This window comes from Aeromonas enterica (assembly GCF_054052465.1).
Window position 1 is genome coordinate 25,074 of the sequence record NZ_JBSTYL010000020.1, and the last position, 17,352, is coordinate 42,425.

At 58.4% G+C, this 17,352-nt stretch carries 21 protein-coding genes; all 21 read right to left on the bottom strand.

Annotated elements, in window-relative coordinates; genetic code table 11:
• Window positions 1–158 precede the first annotated feature (158 nt).
• Window positions 159–971 carry a helix-turn-helix domain-containing protein gene (locus ACW5XD_RS17830; RefSeq protein ID WP_456496016.1) on the bottom strand — a complete coding sequence of 271 codons (813 nt, stop codon included), beginning with the start codon at window positions 969–971 and terminating at the stop codon, window positions 159–161.
• A gap of 18 nt (window positions 972–989) precedes the next feature.
• Window positions 990–1,322, bottom strand: coding sequence for a DUF6506 family protein (locus ACW5XD_RS17835; protein ID WP_456496017.1), 333 nt, complete (start codon window positions 1,320–1,322; stop codon window positions 990–992).
• A gap of 362 nt (window positions 1,323–1,684) precedes the next feature.
• Complete coding sequence (locus ACW5XD_RS17840) at window positions 1,685–2,215, bottom strand: phosphatase PAP2 family protein (protein ID WP_456496018.1); 531 nt, start codon at window positions 2,213–2,215, stop codon at window positions 1,685–1,687.
• A gap of 273 nt (window positions 2,216–2,488) precedes the next feature.
• Window positions 2,489–2,893 (bottom strand): DUF6979 family protein, encoded by a 405-nt coding sequence (locus ACW5XD_RS17845; RefSeq protein WP_456496019.1) that lies wholly within the window; start codon window positions 2,891–2,893, stop codon window positions 2,489–2,491.
• Between the two features lie 129 nt (window positions 2,894–3,022).
• Window positions 3,023–3,784, bottom strand: a complete 762-nt coding sequence (locus ACW5XD_RS17850; protein ID WP_456496020.1) for a COG4705 family protein — start codon at window positions 3,782–3,784, stop codon at window positions 3,023–3,025.
• A gap of 642 nt (window positions 3,785–4,426) precedes the next feature.
• Window positions 4,427–5,080 (bottom strand): phage virion morphogenesis protein, encoded by a 654-nt coding sequence (locus ACW5XD_RS17855; RefSeq protein ID WP_456496021.1) that lies wholly within the window; start codon window positions 5,078–5,080, stop codon window positions 4,427–4,429.
• A 382-nt stretch (window positions 5,081–5,462) separates the two neighbouring features.
• Window positions 5,463–7,076: a hypothetical protein gene (locus ACW5XD_RS17860; protein ID WP_456496022.1), complete on the bottom strand. Its 1,614-nt coding sequence runs from the start codon at window positions 7,074–7,076 to the stop codon at window positions 5,463–5,465.
• On the bottom strand, window positions 7,073–7,615 hold the full coding sequence (locus tag ACW5XD_RS17865; RefSeq protein ID WP_456496023.1) for a baseplate complex protein: 543 nt from the start codon (window positions 7,613–7,615) through the stop codon (window positions 7,073–7,075). Before ACW5XD_RS17865 ends, ACW5XD_RS17860 begins: the two co-directional genes overlap by 4 nt.
• A complete protein-coding gene (locus tag ACW5XD_RS17870) occupies window positions 7,612–8,493 on the bottom strand; it encodes a hypothetical protein (protein WP_456496024.1) in 882 nt (293 codons plus the stop codon). The genes ACW5XD_RS17865 and ACW5XD_RS17870 overlap by 4 nt, the downstream gene beginning before the upstream one ends.
• 14 nt (window positions 8,494–8,507) lie before the next feature.
• Window positions 8,508–9,053 (bottom strand): hypothetical protein, encoded by a 546-nt coding sequence (locus tag ACW5XD_RS17875; RefSeq protein ID WP_456496025.1) that lies wholly within the window; start codon window positions 9,051–9,053, stop codon window positions 8,508–8,510.
• 9 nt (window positions 9,054–9,062) lie between these two features.
• Window positions 9,063–10,802, bottom strand: coding sequence for a phage tail-collar fiber domain-containing protein (locus ACW5XD_RS17880; RefSeq protein WP_456496026.1), 1,740 nt, complete (start codon window positions 10,800–10,802; stop codon window positions 9,063–9,065).
• Window positions 10,799–11,392: a phage tail protein gene (locus tag ACW5XD_RS17885; RefSeq protein WP_456496027.1), complete on the bottom strand. Its 594-nt coding sequence runs from the start codon at window positions 11,390–11,392 to the stop codon at window positions 10,799–10,801. The genes ACW5XD_RS17880 and ACW5XD_RS17885 overlap by 4 nt, the downstream gene beginning before the upstream one ends.
• Window positions 11,389–12,570: a baseplate J/gp47 family protein gene (locus tag ACW5XD_RS17890; RefSeq protein ID WP_456496028.1), complete on the bottom strand. Its 1,182-nt coding sequence runs from the start codon at window positions 12,568–12,570 to the stop codon at window positions 11,389–11,391. Before ACW5XD_RS17890 ends, ACW5XD_RS17885 begins: the two co-directional genes overlap by 4 nt.
• Window positions 12,567–12,890: a DUF2590 family protein gene (locus ACW5XD_RS17895; RefSeq protein WP_456496029.1), complete on the bottom strand. Its 324-nt coding sequence runs from the start codon at window positions 12,888–12,890 to the stop codon at window positions 12,567–12,569. The genes ACW5XD_RS17890 and ACW5XD_RS17895 overlap by 4 nt, the downstream gene beginning before the upstream one ends.
• Window positions 12,887–14,800, bottom strand: coding sequence for a phage tail tape measure protein (locus ACW5XD_RS17900; RefSeq protein WP_456496030.1), 1,914 nt, complete (start codon window positions 14,798–14,800; stop codon window positions 12,887–12,889). Before ACW5XD_RS17900 ends, ACW5XD_RS17895 begins: the two co-directional genes overlap by 4 nt.
• An 11-nt stretch (window positions 14,801–14,811) precedes the next feature.
• On the bottom strand, window positions 14,812–14,988 hold the full coding sequence (locus ACW5XD_RS17905; RefSeq protein ID WP_456496085.1) for a DUF6890 family protein: 177 nt from the start codon (window positions 14,986–14,988) through the stop codon (window positions 14,812–14,814).
• Between the two features lie 5 nt (window positions 14,989–14,993).
• The gene (locus tag ACW5XD_RS17910) at window positions 14,994–15,266 is read right to left on the bottom strand and encodes a putative phage tail assembly chaperone (protein ID WP_456496031.1); all 273 of its coding nucleotides are present in this window, start codon (window positions 15,264–15,266) and stop codon (window positions 14,994–14,996) included.
• On the bottom strand, window positions 15,263–15,511 hold the full coding sequence (lysC, locus tag ACW5XD_RS17915; protein ID WP_456496086.1) for an Rz1-like lysis system protein LysC: 249 nt from the start codon (window positions 15,509–15,511) through the stop codon (window positions 15,263–15,265). Before lysC ends, ACW5XD_RS17910 begins: the two co-directional genes overlap by 4 nt.
• On the bottom strand, window positions 15,399–15,821 hold the full coding sequence (locus ACW5XD_RS17920; protein ID WP_456496089.1) for a hypothetical protein: 423 nt from the start codon (window positions 15,819–15,821) through the stop codon (window positions 15,399–15,401). The genes lysC and ACW5XD_RS17920 overlap by 113 nt, the downstream gene beginning before the upstream one ends.
• Complete coding sequence (locus ACW5XD_RS17925) at window positions 15,818–16,276, bottom strand: glycoside hydrolase family 24 protein (protein WP_456496032.1); 459 nt, start codon at window positions 16,274–16,276, stop codon at window positions 15,818–15,820. The genes ACW5XD_RS17920 and ACW5XD_RS17925 overlap by 4 nt, the downstream gene beginning before the upstream one ends.
• Window positions 16,273–17,352, bottom strand: coding sequence for a DNA-methyltransferase (locus ACW5XD_RS17930; RefSeq protein WP_456496033.1), 1,080 nt, complete (start codon window positions 17,350–17,352; stop codon window positions 16,273–16,275). The genes ACW5XD_RS17925 and ACW5XD_RS17930 overlap by 4 nt, the downstream gene beginning before the upstream one ends.

Here is a 17,352-nt window from a genome sequence, read left to right on the forward strand (position 1 = left end):
GCTAGCCCCGTACCAGTCAGGCAAGCCTGACTGGTACTATTACTTCTTTCACTCCAAACTTCTGCAATTTATCCTTTGGATACCACGAGGTTGATTGCACCAATTTTACTGGGGGAAACGGAAAAAAATTGATTTGAGCTGGCTATCGACCCGCTTTTTTAAAGAAAGCCAACTAGCCTGTTTATCTGTGGGCTGTAGTGGTTAAGGGCTTTATGTGGCGGGGTGAGTAGCTGCCCTGGCGTGCGTTGGGTAAAAAAATGGCAGTTTTTGATGAAATGGGATTGATCGCAATACCCCTGAGCCAGCAGGGTATCGAGCAAGGGTGATCCAGATAATAGCTGGCGCAGCGTTCTTTGAAAACGGGCTGTGCGCAGGAAATAGCGTGCATCTACACCAACATAGCACCGCAATCGCCGCTGAAACGTGCGTGCACTCATTCCCAGTTGCTGCTGCAATTCAGCACCTGGGATGCCGTAATAGAGCCTCTCTATCGATCGGACTAGAGAGAGATCCCGCCCCTCTTGTTGGGAGAGTTGCTGCCGCAGCCAGTGGCCTAGTACCCCGGGCCCCTGTTTGAGCAGTTGCTCTGCCGAGGGGGAGGCTATTCCCAACTCATCAAGCTGTAGCACCTGATCGCAAATGTGTTCCAGCGGCACGCCAAACAGATCGAAACAGGCAGAGGATCGTAGCCGCAGAGCCAGCAGATGGATCTGGTCATGAGCGACAAAGCGCAAGCGTTCGTAACGTGGACAGAGCAACACTGCGGCGCCTGAATCGACCACGCTGGTCCTAGGCGAGCTCTGTTGCGAGAGACTAGTGATCGAGATGGGATCTCCCAGATTGAACAGGATCTCGGCTCCCGTGCCGGGGAAGATCTCTGGCATGGGCTGGTTTTTGCCAAGGTGCCACTCCCAACCTTGCACCAGCCAAGGGGCCAGATCGGGAGCGGGCAGATATTTACGGCATTGCATGATATAGGGCAGTGTTTTTCACAGGCACGGTTCAGAGGGTGAAAGGAAGAGGGTATCACCGCTGACATGGTCGAGACAGGGGTGGGAATCAAAGCGTACCACACCAATCGGCATACGTTTCGCGGCTGCTGTGACCATGCTGGCGACCCCAAGGTGCCCAAACCCGGCACATAGCTCCACTGCTAGGATACCCTCCTGATGTAGCTCATCAAGTAGCTCGCATGCTCGCTGGTAGTTGGGCACGGCGATCATTTTCACATGAACCTTCTCTGTTTTGACCCAAGATACATGCTGGGCAGGATCCGCCGATGGGGCGACGAAGATGAATGCTGCCTTGAAAATATCGGACATATCTAAAGCTCCTCAAATGAATGAGTCGCTAATCTATCCGAGATTGGCAAATAGGGATTGTACCATGGCGACATCTAACCCCCTTGCAAGCAAATAGTCATTCGCTTCTCATATCACATTTTGTGAGCGAGCAACCTGCCGCGAATCCGGATGAGAACAAAACCCAAGTCGGCCAATTGCAGGGGATGAGGTTGCGCGGGTATGATGCCGCGCTGCTTGGTTATGTCCAGTTCATGTGGCGCCATTCCCTGGCCTTGTTTCGGTCATGCCAACAGTAAAACTCCCGGCTTATGGCCGGGAGTTTTTATCTTAACTTGGCAAGTTCAAAATGAATGTGAATATCGAGGCTTAATGATATTAGATCAATAAGTTATGCTAAGTCCGACACCTCTGGCATTTCCTTCCATGAGGGTGGGGTAAAAAGCCAATTGTGGACCTTTAGGTGAGGTAAATAGGTAGCTAAATCCTGTGGCGATCGCCGCTCCGGCAATGACATCGCGCCAATAGTGGTTGTCTGAATCCACCCGAGACCAGCCAACCGCGCCAGCAGCAACATAGGCTGGCAAGCCATAGCTCCAACCATAACGGACTTGCAGATAGCTGGCGCCACTAAATGCCCATGCAGTGTGGCCAGAGGGAAAGCTTTTATTACCACCATTTGGACGGGTTGCATCAACCGTATTTTTGAGCACTTCAACGGTTGCGGTTGTGGAAAGGATAGAGTATCCAAATTGCTTTAGCCCTTCATCATCACCCTGATACCAGGAGACTCCCGCAGCAATGGCAGGGATCGCAAATTGTCCAATATCACCATATGTTTCAAATGTACTGGAAGCATGCAAATAGCTACTGAAGCCACAGATTATTGCTGCACAAAAAATGCTTTTTTTCATAAAAATTCCATTTTTATTGATGTCCTCGATAGGAACCCTACCAGTAATAACAACAACGTCAAATGACAAACTTGATAATTATGAATTGACGCAAGATTAGTGCTAATAATCTACAGTGTTTTTGTTGACATGTGTCTGTTTATTGAATTGCGCAGTTTGTTTTTTGTTCTTCTGTGTATAAAGCAATCATTTTGCAAGGTTTACGATGAAAATATTAACTAGGTTAAATATCGTGCAGACATAACCAATATTCTCTCTGCACGACACTACCTATTATTTCTTTGGAATAATCAATCCCGCCTTCCAAAGCGCTAAAGCAACATCCATCTGGCCATTGTGCACAATCTCTTTACCAACCTTTCGCATCACAGTGTCCCAGAGCTGCACTGCGTTAGGCAATTCAGTATGTTGATCTTCATAATGCTTAAGGACACGTACTGCTTTGACTGCATAGTTGCCACTCTGGATGGCTCGTGCATAACATCGTTTGGATACATGTCGTACCAGGCCTTCACTGCATAATCCCAAGAACGCGCCTTTTGGCCCACCTTTTAACTGAGCTGACTGGCTTGATGGATAATGTTCCTGCGCCGCAAGCCTCCAGGCATCACAGGGATTATATTTGTGATCTGATTTACATATTAACACTGCATTAACTGCCACTTCTCCATAGCCCATCCAACTCTCCTTTTAAAATGAAGAGGGCGGAAGCCCCCTTGGTAGTGATATGCTAAGTGCATTCTAAAGCATCTTGTTAATGAGGTATGTTCGATGCTGTTTGATATCCGCCTACTTACATTGCATATTTCATTTATTTTTAGGTATTCGGTACGGCAATGACTGATAAATAACCAAAATGATGATGCAGGTAAAAAAGGCGACGCTGGTACTGGTAACACCAAAGCCCAAACCACCATGCTTTTCAGACTGTGATAACCAATCCCCTATTGACGCACCAAGTGGACGAGTCAGCACATAAACGATCCAAAACGCCAGCACAGTATTTATGTTGAACTTGTAATGAGCGATCGCGGTTGCGGCGATCAGAGATCCGAAAAGCAATGTGGCATTCATATACCCCATATCCATAACCTCCGACACCCAATCACCAGCTGCAGTGCCCAATGCGAAGGTAACTAGAATGGCTGCCCAGTAAAATAGTTCACGCTTACAGGTATCAATAGAACGGATGGACAAGGTTTTTTCTTGTGCATACCAAACCCAGAACGTACCCAGTAGTACAACCGTAAACACACTGGTAGACATGGCCAAAGGTACTCCGACCTTGTCAGTAAGATTATCAGTCACCAAGGTGCCAAAAATGCTCACAAGTACAACAGCTAGCCAGTACTTCCAGGGTACATAGCTGGTCGACCGAACTTGTATCAAGAGTGTCGCGATGAGGAGGATCCCGATAAGAAAGGAGGTTACTGTTAATCCCAAATGCAGGTTAAAGATCAAGAAGTCTGCGGCTGTTTCCCCCACAGTCGTCGACATCATTTTGATCAACCAAAATGTTAAGGTGACCTCGGGGACTTTGTTGGGCAAGTTGACGGTGTTTGTATCCATAAAGCACCTACTGGTGATAGTTAAGTGTCCGTTCGTTCTTTCCGAATCTACTCAGGTACTCTTAAGATACGGTTAAGATTAGTTGGCGTCCTTTGGCACTCATTAGGCGAGATATTAGTCCAGAATGTAGGGAAAGGGCTAGCCGATAGTGACTCGTCATAGTTTGCCTGTTGTCGGTAGTGATCCTGAACGTCTTCATCTGTGAAATTCTGGGTCCTTGCCAAAACTGCCCGCCAAGCCTTGCCCCATAGGGCTTACCTGTTTTTCCCTTGTGGTCGCACCAGATCCACTACGCCACCCCAGATCCTCACGGAAAGTAATCACTATCTGTTTATCCTCAATAACTTAGCTCTTTCCTTTCCGAGATCCTGCGTGATCGTTTTCTCTAAAAGCGATCACAATATGCATTTTTGTGAAATTCTAAATTCCCCTCAAGAACCCAGCCACGGTACGGGTTGGACTGTAGATTTTCATCAATCCATTTCTGCAAAAAATGCCACATTTTTAGCACGAAGGTGGGCGGGGAGGAGTGCGGATTCCGTGGGACAGAGAATGCCGTGTGCCCATCTTGCAGCCAAGGTTGTCAGGGGTGAAAAAAAACGCGGCAGCATGGCTGGCGCGTTGGGTATGAACGAGGGTGGGCTAGTTAGGTGGGGTCATGTCTCTGAATACCTCAGCACAGAGGCGCTGCAGTAGGGGGTCGCCGGGTTCAAAGATAAGCGGGCGCGGTGGGGCCTTCTGTGTCCATGTGCTCTTGCTGGACTGGTGGCGCATGGTCTTGATGATGATGCCGGCTTTGCCCTGGGTCAGGTTGGTCTGCATCCACTTGAGCGAGGGCTTAGTCGTGCGGGTACGTTTGCCCTGCTTGCGCTTGACGGTGTAACCCAGTTCCCGCAGGCGCACCGCTTGGAAACGAGAGCACGGTGCATCATGGGCGGTGTTCGTGCGCTGGCCGCTGCGTTTGGTCATGCGCCAGCTGTTCCCCTTCTGATGCTGATAGGCAATGCGGGCTGCGAATGGTTGATTGAGGGTCACGGTTAAGGTATCAGCGGTGGGCTTTGAGCGCAGGCGTTTGGCAAAACCGCTCAGCTTTTTGTCTTTACGTTTGCTGTGACGCTTCGCCCAGGGTGAGCCGTCAGGGGCCTGGCTTTTGCGAATGGTCTTACGGTTGGCAGTGACGATGGCCTTACCAATCGCGGCATTGAGGGCGCGTTGTTTCTTGGGCGTCAGCGCCAGCATGCCCAACTGTTCTCGCAAGCGCAGGAATGATCGTTGGGTCGTGGATATATCATTCATCAGCTCTCTTTCCTGGATTGGTCACCCTGATGGAGTGATTAATTTATATGCAAGTTTCGGTCGTTGGTTGAGCTGCCATTCAGCTTTGGATTGATATTGTTTCTCTTGAGGAGAATGGTTTTTTCGCTGAGAACTATTCATTTCGTATCCTGATATTTTGATGTTTTGTTGGGCCGCTCTACCGAGTGGCCTTTTTTTGGTTTTTTAAAAGACATATATCACGGGTGAAATGACCATCAGGCCTCTACTTTGGTTATGGAGAATTTGTCATTTAATCAGTACTTACTATGCTTCTTCATGTGGGCTCCTTGCTCGCGCTGAGAGATGTATCCCTTCCTAATATGTGATCTGTCGCTTTGGCCACTCGTTTGAGTGGCCATTTTTATTCGATGATCGGTTCCAGGGTATTGGCCAGTGAGCTGGCCGTTTGGGCGTGCTCTTGCAGGTCGCCCGCCTCGTTCGGGGGGCCCACGCTGGGGTGGGTGTGGGTCGCGGTGGTGGTGGCCAGTTGCTCCACCAGGCTCATCAGCTGGAGCAGCAGCTGAAAAATATTGGTGCTGTCGGTCCCCATCCAGGATTGCGGCGCTTCCAGGTGCTGACCCGTGCCGGCGATGGCCCGGCGCAGTTCACCCACCACCTCGGTGAGGCTGCCCGCCGTGGTCTGGCTCATGTTGCCCAGGCTCCCCAGGGTGAACGCATCGCCGGCGAGCAGCTCGATGCCGCCCAGCGCCTCGATGCGCTTCATGGCCCCTATCAGCTCCACGCTGTGTTGCTGCGTGCTTATCTGATGCTGGCCAAATTCCCCCAGGTAGTCGTCGGCCTGCTGGCGAAGCTGCCAGGCGGTGTCGGTGTGAGTGCGATCGGTGATTGCTGTGCGGTTGCCTACCGCATCGATGCGGGTTTTCACCTCGGCCCGCTGTTGTTGCAGTTGTTCGCCCGGGGCGATATCGGGCAGGGGCCAGCCCTGGCCCAGAATAGTGCGCACAAACGGCCGGTCGACCCGGCCAAAGGCAAAGCCCAGCTCGACCACGGTGCCTTCCAGCGGATACTGCAGCAGTCCTTGTTCCTGACCACCAAACAGCACTGGCAGCGGCACCGCCCGATAAAGCGGGGTCTGGGTGTCCGGCTTGCCATCTTCTCCCAGCACCTGCACATCGGCCGCATAGCGCGGCCGAAATGGATCGGCTGTTTGGCCGGCGTGGGCCTGGTCGCTCACGCTCACCACGGTACCAAACTGCGGCAGGTGGGTACCGGCGGCCAGCTCCGGAAACTGCTGCTCGGTCTGGCGCTGCTGGGCACTCTTGGCCACCTTCCCCGGGGTAGCCGTGGTGATCGTCATGTCTTCACCGGTAAGCCTGACCCGGGTAACTCGTTTGCCGTCAACGGTGGCCCCGGGGCGCAGCACCGGCGAGGGGGGCATGGTGAACTGATTGCCGGCCTGGTCTCGCACCCAGGCTGAGTCCATCGACACCGCCTTGCCCGCCCAGCGGCTGTGGGCATGGCTGCCGACAAAGAGGGCGCCATCTGGTTGCTGGTACCAGATAAAGTCCGGTACCGAGAAGGCGCGGCCGGCGTTGTTGAGCAGCTGATAGCCGGTACCGGCGCTGGTGAAGTTGGGGATCGGGGTGTCGGTGTAATCGCTCCCCTGGGGGAGCAGAAAGGTCAGGCCGGTCTGTTTGGTCAACCAGGCCAGCAGGCTGCGCAAGGTGGCGTGCTGTTGGCTGATCGGCAGTGGAGCTGCCAGCGCGCCGGCAAGCTCCCGGCACATCAAGCGGCTGCTGCCATTGTCGGCCGGCTGCACCTCCTCCACGTAGCCGGTGAACCAGCGACGCAGATCGTTGTTGTAGCCGAGGTCCAGAGTGAAGGTATCCCCCTTGGTGGCCGCGCCCTGGATAACCAGCACCGCCCGGCCGCCGGCGGACAGGTCCAGCACGGTGTCATGTTCTATCAGCGGGCGGGGCGTGCCCGCCAGGGTCAGGTAGGTGGCCAGTTTCATGCGAGTGAGTCATCCCATCCTTTCAGAAATTGTTCAAAGGTGGTCAGCTGCTCGGCAGGTTGCCGGGTGTCGCCTGCCGGGGCTGCTGGTTCGGCGCCGCCGGTGCCCGAACCGAGCGAGGCGGTAGGAAGTTTCAGGCGCTGTTCGCGCTTCTCCGGTACCGAGTTGTATTCGCGCAAGGTGAACGAGACGCGCCAGGCCATTTGCCCGTCTTGTTCGTCGGCGCTGATGCGGCCCACAAATTTGACCTGGCGAATTTTCACCGAGCGGGCCAGCAGCGAGCCGATGCGGTACACATGGCGCTCGCCACCGTCTCCGTTGCTGCTGGCCAGGGCAAACAGCGCGGTCAGGTCGGCTTCACGCTTGAACGGAATAAGCCCGGTCACGGTCAGCTCTTTGGCCTTGGTGCCCTGTTCCGAGCTGGTTGCGCTGCTGGTCTGGCCGGATTGGTCTTTGTCCTTGAACTGCATGCCTAAAGAGACTTTCATGCCCTGAATGGCAACCGGCTGACCGTCCAGGGTGAGCAAGGCGTTTTTCACGAGGTGAGCTCCTGCCAGAAGGTGAGCGGGGTGGCCGAAAACAGCAAGGTGGCCACGGTGTGGGTGTGGGCATGGCTGGGCGGATTCGATGCTTCCAGCTGGCTGGCGAGGCTGGCGGCGTCCCCTTCGCCCTGCCAGTACCACAGCTGGCCACTGAGGGCGGCCATCCGGTCCAGCGCCTGGGCAAGCTCGCTCAAGCGGGCCTCCCTACGGGTGGCCAGCGCCTGCAACCGGGCGATGGGGGTCTGGTTGTCTGCGGCCAGGCTCTCCAGCTGGGCGAGGCTGGCGCCCAGGGCGCTGCGGGTCTGGCGCAGCGGATCCCAGATAAGTGGCTCATTCTGGCGCCAGCGGGGCACCATGGGCGCCGTGGGCTGGGTCATGGTGGCATTGCTGGCCTGTAGCCGGCGCAAGGTGGCACACCAGGCCGGGATCGGCAGCACGGGGCACAGGGCGGCTAGCAGGTTGGCCAGCTCGCTCCCGCTTTGGGCCGTGACCAGCCAGGCCACGGCATGGCCAGACCCCGTCGGGGTCATCGGATCGGCACCGTCACGCAACTTGGCCGCCAGCCGCACCACCGCATTGGGGGCGGAGAGGGCATGATCGGCGCCCTGCACCTGGCCGACCCCGTATTGCTCGGGGGTGACACTGAGGGCGCGGCCGTTTGCCAGCAGGACATCGAGCTCGGTGCGAAGATTTGCCAGCGCTGCCGCCTGACCCGATAGCGGATTGGCTGGGTAGTGTGCACGTGTGGCCAGGGCGTCCAGGCGCGCCAGGGCGGCGGTGTTACTGCCCGGTACCTGGGCAAGGACGGGCTGCACCTGGGCACGTATCCCGGCGGCGCTGGCGGGCCAGCTAAGAGGGCTTGCGGTCCAGTTCATGGTGGTGCTTCCCCTTATACGGTGTAGCGGCTGAACCATACCGGGCGGGTGGCCTCTTCGCCGGCAGACAGCGCCGTCAAGTAGGTGGTGGCGTTGGCCAGCTCGGCATCGGATACCCGTCCCAGCGCATGTTCCGAGCGGGCATAACCGTAATGATTGAGCTCATCAAGATAAGCCCACCTTTTGGCGCGGTTGGCCTGCTCTTCGAGTTGATCCTGGCTGGCGGTCTCGGTCCACTGCTCGGCCTCGATGTCAAAGCTGGGGCGCAGCATGTTGGCCGGTATGGCCGGTTTGGGGTGCACTTGGCCGGCCTTGACGTAGCAACTCGGTGGCGGTTGGTAGGCCGCCTGGTCGAGGTCGAGTTTTTCTTGCTCATCGGGCACACGGCAGCGTTTTTTTATCGGGTCCCAGGTAAGCCGCTCCGGCAGCGTCTCGCCCTGGTACAGGCAAAGCAGCTTCTTTTCGTCGGCCGTCAGTTTGAGAGGATTGTCAGCGATGAGTTTGACGCGCGGGTAACCACGCACAAGGTCTTTGCGATAGAGGTAATAACAGCGTTGCATAGCCACTCCTTATGATAGTCGTTTCCAAACGTGCAGCTTGTAGAAGGCATTGAGCACGGAGAAGGCTGCCCCGCTGCCACGTGCATCGGTATCAGGTGACGCGCCCCAGGTGTCGCCTTCACCGGCCACGCTTGATGCACCTGCCCAATCCCCGCCTACTGACGCATGCATGTAATAGGCACCCGATGTTGCGGAATCGTTGGCGATAGCCACTGTTGAGCTCGGTGCATTTTCCAGCAACGTGCCTGCATCGCCGCTGTATTGGTCCAAAAAGAGGGAGTGAGCATGGCCGGGGACGTGGTGGGCGTGGTTGTCCACTGTGTGGTTGTGGTACGGCATGTGCTCAACGGCAAGGGTGGAAATATCGCTACCGCCATAAAGCCCGATCCCTTCGCCCTCAGCCGCCCCCCGAAGGTGTTGATTGACGGCTATTCGCCCCCACGTCGTGCCAGGGTAGATAGCTGCCGGGTTGTCCAGGCTATCAAACATCAACACGGCTCCGACGACGGGAGGGGCGTTCTGGATGGGTGGCGGATTGCCCGTGTCATAAGCTTCACGCCATAGTGCATCCCAGGCACCCGCACTTTGTCCATAGTTTCGCCAAGCCAGCACGCCAGAACCCGCATTCGGGTATGCCAACTGGATGAGGGCGTTACTGGCATAGATAGATTTGGTTTCGCAGTAAAACTTCTCGCCTGCACTGGGGGGGGAATTGGCGCAGGTTACTTTGTCATACAAGCCAACGTCACCGGCAACACAGGTGTTCATGTCCTGATTTTGGATGAGAGGAATAGCCCCCTGCTGATTGTTCAGGCTGTCGGTGCGGGGGCGGTAGGACGCTTGTGGCAGGCCGCCAAGGTCGGCAGCACTGGGGGGATCGACCAGTTCGTCCCAATAGTGATCGTGGGTGCGCTGGCGGCGGGTATCAGTCACACTGCCGTCGCTGCTCAGAGTGGCGATGTGGGCCACCCGGTGCTGATACCCGCAGCTGTCAGTGTAGTCAATCAAATCCGTTTTGTTTAATGTCAGCGTAACGTGGTTTTCCCAAGCACCGAGCAAGGAGCCGGCGCGGTACACATCGACCCAGACTCCCATCGGCAGGGCGTCCGGTGCCACTGTCTGATCGTCGCTTAGCACTGCCAGCAAGCCATCTATCACCGCAATACCCGGGCGCACGTGGTAGATCCCGGCGTTACTGAACACCTCAAAGCCATCCCCCTCAAACCAGGCGGGACCATAGAGCGGCATCGCCAGCGCGCGCATGTCATCATCCAGCCCGTGCAGGCGGGCGGCATAGTCAATCTGCCAGGTACTGGCATCGACCGTGGTGACGGTGGCCAGGCTCGCCCGGTCGTACTCCATCAGCATGGATTTGACTAAGGAATTACCGGTCTGGCCGTTGGCCTCATCGGTCTTGAGTTTGGCCTCTAGCCCCTTGTGCACAATCATCCCCACCAGGTTGGTTTCGGTGTTGATGAGGTACATGGCATTGAACTCGAAATCGCCGACCCGGGTGTCCATCACGATGGTGTAGGCCACCGCGTCGTTATTGATGTGCCCGCGCTGGTCCACCGCCTGGCGGTATACGATGTGCGCCGCCGGCGGCAAGCCGTCATCGGGGCTGATCACCACATCGGGATCAAGATCCGGAATATTGGCCAGCACGACGGTATCGAGCACCACCGGGACTTCGTCGGTCAGGCAGGCTTGCCAGTAGCTGGCAAAGGCGTTGGTGATAACTTGGCTCATGATGTCCTCTTGAGTGATGCGCCAAAGACTTGCTGGCTCATGTCGATGCGGGCCGCGTGCACGGTCGCCGATTGGGGGTAAACCACCTGAAAGCGGTAGCGGCGGCAGGTGCGCCCGTAATGCTGGATAAGCTCCATCATCAGCGCCTGGTTGTTGGCGGCGTCAGAGTCGGTCACCTCGACCGTGATCACGTCCCAGTCGGTGTCGGCCTGGCGCTCGTGCAGTTCACACCAGCCAAGCCCCAGTCGTTCAAAAATGCGCTTGAAGCCGGCCACGTCGCCGGCGTCCCGGGCGTTGAGATAGGCCCACTTCACCCGCTTGCGGTACAAGTCCAACGGCTCGCCGTCAAAGCGGGTAATGTCCCGCTCCCAGGCCAGCAGCCCCAGCATGCTGGGCGAGCAGGTCAGCGGATCCTGGCTGGCCAGCGGGTAAAGCAACCAGCTGCGCACCTGCCGCCAGAACCCCATGGCACCGCGTATCAGAAAGGTGGGCTCCTGGGGCACCTCGGGCAGGGTCAGGCCATCCTCCCACCAGGGCACGGTGTGCGCGGGCAGCGGCGGGGCCTGTTCGTCGTGCTGGGTAGGCGTCATGCCGGGGTCACCTCCAGTGAGGCCAGACGGGGGATCGCCAATGGCGAGACGATATCGGTGTTGGCAAAGTCGAGACTGGCCAGGGCCGGGAAGGCCTCGTGCAACTCGCGCCCCAGCTGGCTGAATGAGAAGCGCGAGCTTGGCGCGGTGCGGGTCACCTCCGGGTAAGCGGTGGACTCCCGAAAGGCGGCCCGGATCAGCGCCTCAACATCGGCCAGGAGCGCAGCCAGCTCGGACGCATCCAGGTTGGCCACCGGCCAGAGGGTCACGCTGACATTCACCGGGGTATCGGCCAGCGGGAAGATTTGCAGGTCATCGCCGTGGCCATGGTTGCCCTGCACGGTCACATAGTCGTTGAGCTGGGCTGTCAGGGTGTCAGGGGTGGGCCCCACGTCCAGCAGGATATAGGCGTTGGCAGTACCGGGCCCACGGGGACCGTCGTGTTCAAAGTAGATCTGATCCGGGCGCACGCCGGCGACACTGGCCAGCATGCTGCGGTACACCGAATCGATGTGGTAATGGGACACCGCCGAAAACTGGTTTTGAATGCGCAGGCCCAAGGAGTCGTCATCCTCTTCATCGCTGCCCACCTGGGTTATCCAGTCCTGGCCATTGCTGGCCGAGACAATGCCGGTGATGGGTTCGCTCAGCAGGTTGTAATAGCCCGGCGCCAGGTTGTAGGCCACACCGGCCTTTTCGGCCTCGCACACCACCTGGGCCACGGTCTCGCCGGCGGGGCTGACCACGGTTTGCACCGGACGCAGCCGGTAGACCACCCCGTTGATGCGCTCGGTACTGACCCAGATGCTGGCCAGGATGGTGACGGTGTCGGCGGGGTTGGCCTTGACGAAATTGACCAGGCCCCGGGTTTTCTGGGCCGGTTTGCGGGTGAGATCCACATCCCAGGCCTTGAGGTCGAGATAGACGGCCTTGGCGGTGGCGGCAAAGCTGTTGGGCATCACGTAGCCGGCGAGCAGGGTGCGCAGCAGGAAAGCGGCCGGGGTGACCACCACCCCTTGCACCAGGCGCCAGAACGGACTGACCGCGCTGTCATTGGAAATCAACGAACCGCTGGCGGTGACCTGGCGTTTGAGCTCGGCGGTGATCGCCTCGTCAGTGGTGGGGATCCCCGCGTCATCGAGCAGGGCGACAAAGTCCACACTGGGGCGGGCGCTCATAGGGTTACCTCTAGCAATCCAAAATCATAGGTTTGGGCGGTGAGGCCAATCAGGCCGGCACGGGCTTCAATCAGTTCAATGGTGCCCGGTACCAGGCGCACATCGGCTTCGACCAGCAATTCAATCTCGGTCATCACGTCGGCGCGCTGGGTGGGGCTGCGCTCGCCGACCAGTTTGCGGGCCAGGCCTGATTCCATGATGGTGTGCTGAATGTCCTGGCCGATGCTGTGCCGGTCGGCGGTGTAGCGCGGCTGACTGCCGTCATCGAGCAGCCAGGCACCGCCCTCGACCCGGATATCTGTATAAAGCGGCTCACTCATGGCGCCACCATGTAATCTTCTTGCGCCAGCTGGGCGGGGGTCATTGGGTTTTGGAAGTAGTAATGCTGCTCGCCCACGGTGATGGTCTTGCCGGCATTGCCGCGCTGGGCACTGGCGTTGGCCTGGATGAGGCTTTGACCCAGCCCGCCGGCGGGTACCGCCGTTTGCCCGGGTGAAATCTGGCTGGCCAGTGGCGCGGTGGCTTGCTGGTTTTGCCGTTGCAGCGACACCGCTTGGGTGAGGTCGGGCAGTGCGCCTATGCCGCTGGTATCGACGCTCACGCCGGGGATGAGGTTCATCATGTCCAGCAGCTTGAGTACCCCTTTCATCAGGGTATTCATGGGCCACAGGGCAATCTTGAACATCCAGGCCAGCACCTCGCCGACCGACTGGCCGGCGCTTTTCATGTCGTTGAGTGAGGCCGCGCCGGTGTCCAAGGTGCCAAAGAACGAGCCCACCCAGCTGATGAGCGAGCCAAAGCTGCTGGCCAGCGCGCCGAGCACCTCGACAAAGGGTTGGAACAACTCAAAGATGACCGGGCCGAGCACGTCCCAGATCCCGCTAAAGAAGGCGCTCAATGGGGCCCAATAGGCCACCACTACGGCGATGGCGCCGGCGATCAGCAGCAGGGGCCAGAGCAGGGCGCTGAAGGCGGTGGCCGCGATGCCGACGGCGCTGGCCAGCACACCGGTGGCCAGTGCTGATACCCCTGATATCACTGCCCACACCCCGGCCGCGCCGGCCAGCCCCAGCACGACCAGAGTGACGGTGCCGAGCAGCTTGGTCAGGTGGGGAAACATGTCCATCCACTTCTCAACCTGGGCGCCGCCATCGGCAAAGGCCCTGGCCACGCTGTTGATGGGGGCCAGTATCGAGCCCATGAGTTTGGTTTTCAGCGCGGTACTGACCGCGCCCAGCCGTTGCCACTGGTCGGTCATGGCGCCGGCCATCTCCTCGGCCTTACTCAATCCCGTGGTCTTGCCCAGCGAGTCCATGCTTTGGCGCAGACCGCCGGTCTCTTTCATCAGCAAGGAGACAAAGGCCAGGCCATTTTTACCGCCGAACGCATCACTGAGTTTGCCCATGTCGGCATTTTTCAGCGTCCCGCTGCCAAACTTGCCCTTGAGCTTGTCCAGGATAGTGAGCATGGGCAGCAGCTGGCCCTTGGCATCGGTGAACGTCATGCCGAGTTTTTTACCGGCGCCGGTGAGGCCGGCCAGAAACGCCTTGAATTTGGTACCGGCTTCGCTGCCGCTCATGGTGGCCTGCAGCGTGCCCAGGATCGCAAATTGCTCGTTCATGTTGACGCCAGCAGTGGTTGCCTGTGCGCCCAGGTTACTGAATGCCTCGCTCATGGCCGCACCGGTGGTCTTGAACATCTGCACGGCCAGCGCGGTTTTGCCGGCCACGGCTTGCACCCAGTTGGCCTTGCCCATCTGGGCCGCTTGTTGTTTGAAGATGCCGTACATGGTGCCCATGTAGCTGGTGATGGTGCCGGTATCGGCTTTGGTGGCGGCAGCCAGCACGGCGGACGATTTGGTGAAGGTGGAGAGCTCCGAGCCACTGAGGCCCGCGATGGCGGACTGGATATCGTAGGAGGCCCGGACAAACTCGGTCGCCGATTTGCCGTAGTCCATGGAGAACGCGAGCGCGGTCTGGCTTAAGCCCTGCAGCGCTGTTTGTGCGACCCCAAGGGAAGCCACTTCCCCCAGTGCCCGGTCCATCTGAATGGCCGGATCCATGATCCCGGCGATCGCCATGCCGACCGCCGCAATGGCCGCCGCGCCGCCAGCCATCTTGCCCCAGCCAGCGGACGTGCGGGCAATGCCCTTGTCGATGTTGGCCAGTGGGCGTGTGACATTGTCCACGATACCAATCTGGAGCATCAGTTTTTCAAATGAGCCGCTCATACCCCTCCTTGTCAGCTGTTGAATGCCTTGGCGATGCCGTTGGCCACGGCATTCACCTGGTTGTCATGATGGTGGCGGTCCAGCCACAGGGCGCGGGCCAGCGTCTGCGTGTCATCCCCCTCACCTGGCAGGTACTGACGGCGCAGGATGAGCGCCTGCTCGAAGGGGTTGGCCGTGATGGCGTCCAGCCGGCCTAGGAGTTTTTTACCTCGATCTCCACGTTCGGCGCGTACTCTTCTACCACCTTCTGGGCCAGCTGGAAGGCCAGGCCCGGGTGGGTGTCGAGCAGCCCCTTGAGGGAGCTTTTGTCTTCGGGATGCACCACCCGGTCCAGATAGCGTTTGCTGGGGCCGACCTTGTCGTGGGGGGTCAGCTCGTTGATGTAGCCGTTATGGGCGGTCATGTTCGGGGTAAAGCGAACATCGGTACCGGCGATGGCCAGCGTGATAGGGGTAACTTTGCTCATGGGGTGATTTCCTGTTGTTGAATGAACCAGTGTGTTTGCGTGTCTATCTGGGCCTGACAGCGGCGCAAGGCACCCTGCAGGACGGGAATAAAGGCCACCGCGTCACCAAAGGTGCGACCGGTGAACGGCGGTTCAGGGCAGCGGGGCATCAGTCCGGCCGGGGGCAGTACCGGTACCCGCTGCACCACTGTGGCCGGCAGCGGGCGGCTTGAGCAGGCGCACAGTGTCAGCAGGCAGAGGCTCATCACGGCAGTTCGGGCGGCCCTGGGTCGGTGCCAGACTCTCTTTGACGGCATGGGTGCTCCGGTTGGTTTGCTGTGCAATCTCATCAAGCCGGGTGCCGAGCTGCGAAAGCCAGGCATAAGCCTGGGCGCGTTCTTGGGCGGCCTGTTTGAGTTGAGTGGTTTGGTCGGTGTTGGCTTGTGCCAAGTCCGCTATGCGCTGACTGGATTGGCCTATCTGCTCGCGGGCCTCATCGATGCGCCTGCCCTGCCACCACACCAGGGTGCTGAACAGGGCGACCAGCAGCGCCACCGGGATCAAGGTGGTTTTCATGCGCGCACCCCGCCGAACTCGGTGAACTTGGCCAGCAGGACCTCAAGCGGGTGCTCGGGCTGGCCGTAGCCAGCGCCGGGGAAGCTTGCCCAGATGTTGCTACATTTGATGAGGGCCTGCTCGATGCGGCCGGCCTCCACATCTGCCAAGGCATGCTGCTCACGGATGAGTTGCACCGCCCAGGCATCTTGTGAAGCCGGACCAAAATCGGGCAGGTCTAATCGGGTGCGATAGTGTTGCCAATACTTTCCGAGCTGTTGATAGCGTCCTGCAGCGGTACTGATGAGCCCCGGCCGCACTTCAATTTTGATGTTGGGGTGGGTGGCGTAGCTGTCAAAGAAGCCGCCCGGGTTGACCAGCTTGTTGTAGCCATCATCGCCGCGCCCCTTGGTGCCCTCCGAGAAGGCGAGCATGTCCAAAAAGGCGTTGAGATTGACGCTGTAGGGGCGGGTCATTGGCACGCTTCCTGATTGATGAGGGCATCAAACTCCTGGCAGGTCTGGGCAAAGCGGGGGGCTTCCAGTTCGACCCCGACAAAGCGGCGACCAAGGCGCCAGGCTGCCTTGCCGGTAGCCCCTGATCCCATGAAAAAATCGCCGACCACACCGCCCGGGCGACTGCTGGTACGGATGATGTGTTCCATCATGGCGGCGGGTTTCTCACACGGGTGTTTACCCGGATAAGCCTGCACCGAGGGGTAGTGCCAGACGTCGGTAAAGGGCACCTCTTTACTGACCGCGAAGGGGCGACGCAGTCGCGCGTGCTCGGTCTTGAGCTGGTCGTAACTGGCGACCAGAGACTGATACGTTTTATGCAGCCCCTGATAGGTCTCTTTCAGGGCGTCATGAGGGCGGCCCAAGCCGCCTGCCTTGCGCGCAAACAGCGCCTGCAGTTGGGCGTATTGCTGTTCAGTGGGGAGCTGCCATTGACTGGCCCCAAACCAGTGGCTACTCATGCGGGTGCCGGTGGCCTGATTGATCTCCTGCGCTGTCACACCGGCGGCCTGTTTGGCTGCCTGAAAGTAGTCAATCAGGGGGCGCATCACCTGGCCACGCAGGGAGTGGCAAGCCTGGCGATAGCCACTGGCGTCGGCTGCGCCGTGGGCATTGAGCTGCTCGGCAAAGATGACCCGTTCGCTGGCGGGCCAGAAGTTGCGCATGGTGGACTTGTCCATCCGGTTCCAGACCCCGGAAGGCTTGGCCCAGACAATGTGGCTCAACACGTTAAAGTGCCGGCGTACCAGCATTTCGATATCTGCATTCAGGCGAGGAGTACAAAACAGGTAGAGCGACCCGTTTGGCTTGAGGATGCGGGCGAACTCCGTCACACACAGTTCAAGCCAATCCAGGTAGGCGGTGACGCTCGGCCACTGGTTATCCCAGTCGACATCTTTGACTCGGTAATAGGGCGGGTCGACGGCTACCAGATCCAGTCCATGGGCGGGCAGTGTTTTCAGATAGTCCAGTGAATCGGCGTTCACCAGCTGGAGTCGCTCGTGGAGTTGATGAATGGTGATGTTGGCTGCCTTCAC

Bases quoted from the DNA above. Each gene is read 5' to 3' on its own strand.
- ACW5XD_RS17830 (WP_456496016.1), bottom strand. From the start codon at position 971: ATGCAATGCCGTAAATATCTGCCCGCTCCCGATCTGGCCCCTTGGCTG.
- ACW5XD_RS17835 (WP_456496017.1), bottom strand. From the start codon at position 1,322: ATGTCCGATATTTTCAAGGCAGCATTCATCTTCGTCGCCCCATCGGCG.
- ACW5XD_RS17840 (WP_456496018.1), bottom strand. From the start codon at position 2,215: ATGAAAAAAAGCATTTTTTGTGCAGCAATAATCTGTGGCTTCAGTAGC.
- ACW5XD_RS17845 (WP_456496019.1), bottom strand. From the start codon at position 2,893: ATGGGCTATGGAGAAGTGGCAGTTAATGCAGTGTTAATATGTAAATCA.
- ACW5XD_RS17850 (WP_456496020.1), bottom strand. From the start codon at position 3,784: ATGGATACAAACACCGTCAACTTGCCCAACAAAGTCCCCGAGGTCACC.
- ACW5XD_RS17855 (WP_456496021.1), bottom strand. From the start codon at position 5,080: ATGAATGATATATCCACGACCCAACGATCATTCCTGCGCTTGCGAGAA.
- ACW5XD_RS17860 (WP_456496022.1), bottom strand. From the start codon at position 7,076: ATGAAACTGGCCACCTACCTGACCCTGGCGGGCACGCCCCGCCCGCTG.
- ACW5XD_RS17870 (WP_456496024.1), bottom strand. From the start codon at position 8,493: ATGAACTGGACCGCAAGCCCTCTTAGCTGGCCCGCCAGCGCCGCCGGG.
- ACW5XD_RS17875 (WP_456496025.1), bottom strand. From the start codon at position 9,053: ATGCAACGCTGTTATTACCTCTATCGCAAAGACCTTGTGCGTGGTTAC.
- ACW5XD_RS17880 (WP_456496026.1), bottom strand. From the start codon at position 10,802: ATGAGCCAAGTTATCACCAACGCCTTTGCCAGCTACTGGCAAGCCTGC.
- ACW5XD_RS17885 (WP_456496027.1), bottom strand. From the start codon at position 11,392: ATGACGCCTACCCAGCACGACGAACAGGCCCCGCCGCTGCCCGCGCAC.
- ACW5XD_RS17890 (WP_456496028.1), bottom strand. From the start codon at position 12,570: ATGAGCGCCCGCCCCAGTGTGGACTTTGTCGCCCTGCTCGATGACGCG.
- ACW5XD_RS17895 (WP_456496029.1), bottom strand. From the start codon at position 12,890: ATGAGTGAGCCGCTTTATACAGATATCCGGGTCGAGGGCGGTGCCTGG.
- ACW5XD_RS17900 (WP_456496030.1), bottom strand. From the start codon at position 14,800: ATGAGCGGCTCATTTGAAAAACTGATGCTCCAGATTGGTATCGTGGAC.
- ACW5XD_RS17910 (WP_456496031.1), bottom strand. From the start codon at position 15,266: ATGAGCAAAGTTACCCCTATCACGCTGGCCATCGCCGGTACCGATGTT.
- lysC (WP_456496086.1), bottom strand. From the start codon at position 15,511: ATGAGCCTCTGCCTGCTGACACTGTGCGCCTGCTCAAGCCGCCCGCTG.
- ACW5XD_RS17920 (WP_456496089.1), bottom strand. From the start codon at position 15,821: ATGAAAACCACCTTGATCCCGGTGGCGCTGCTGGTCGCCCTGTTCAGC.
- ACW5XD_RS17925 (WP_456496032.1), bottom strand. From the start codon at position 16,276: ATGACCCGCCCCTACAGCGTCAATCTCAACGCCTTTTTGGACATGCTC.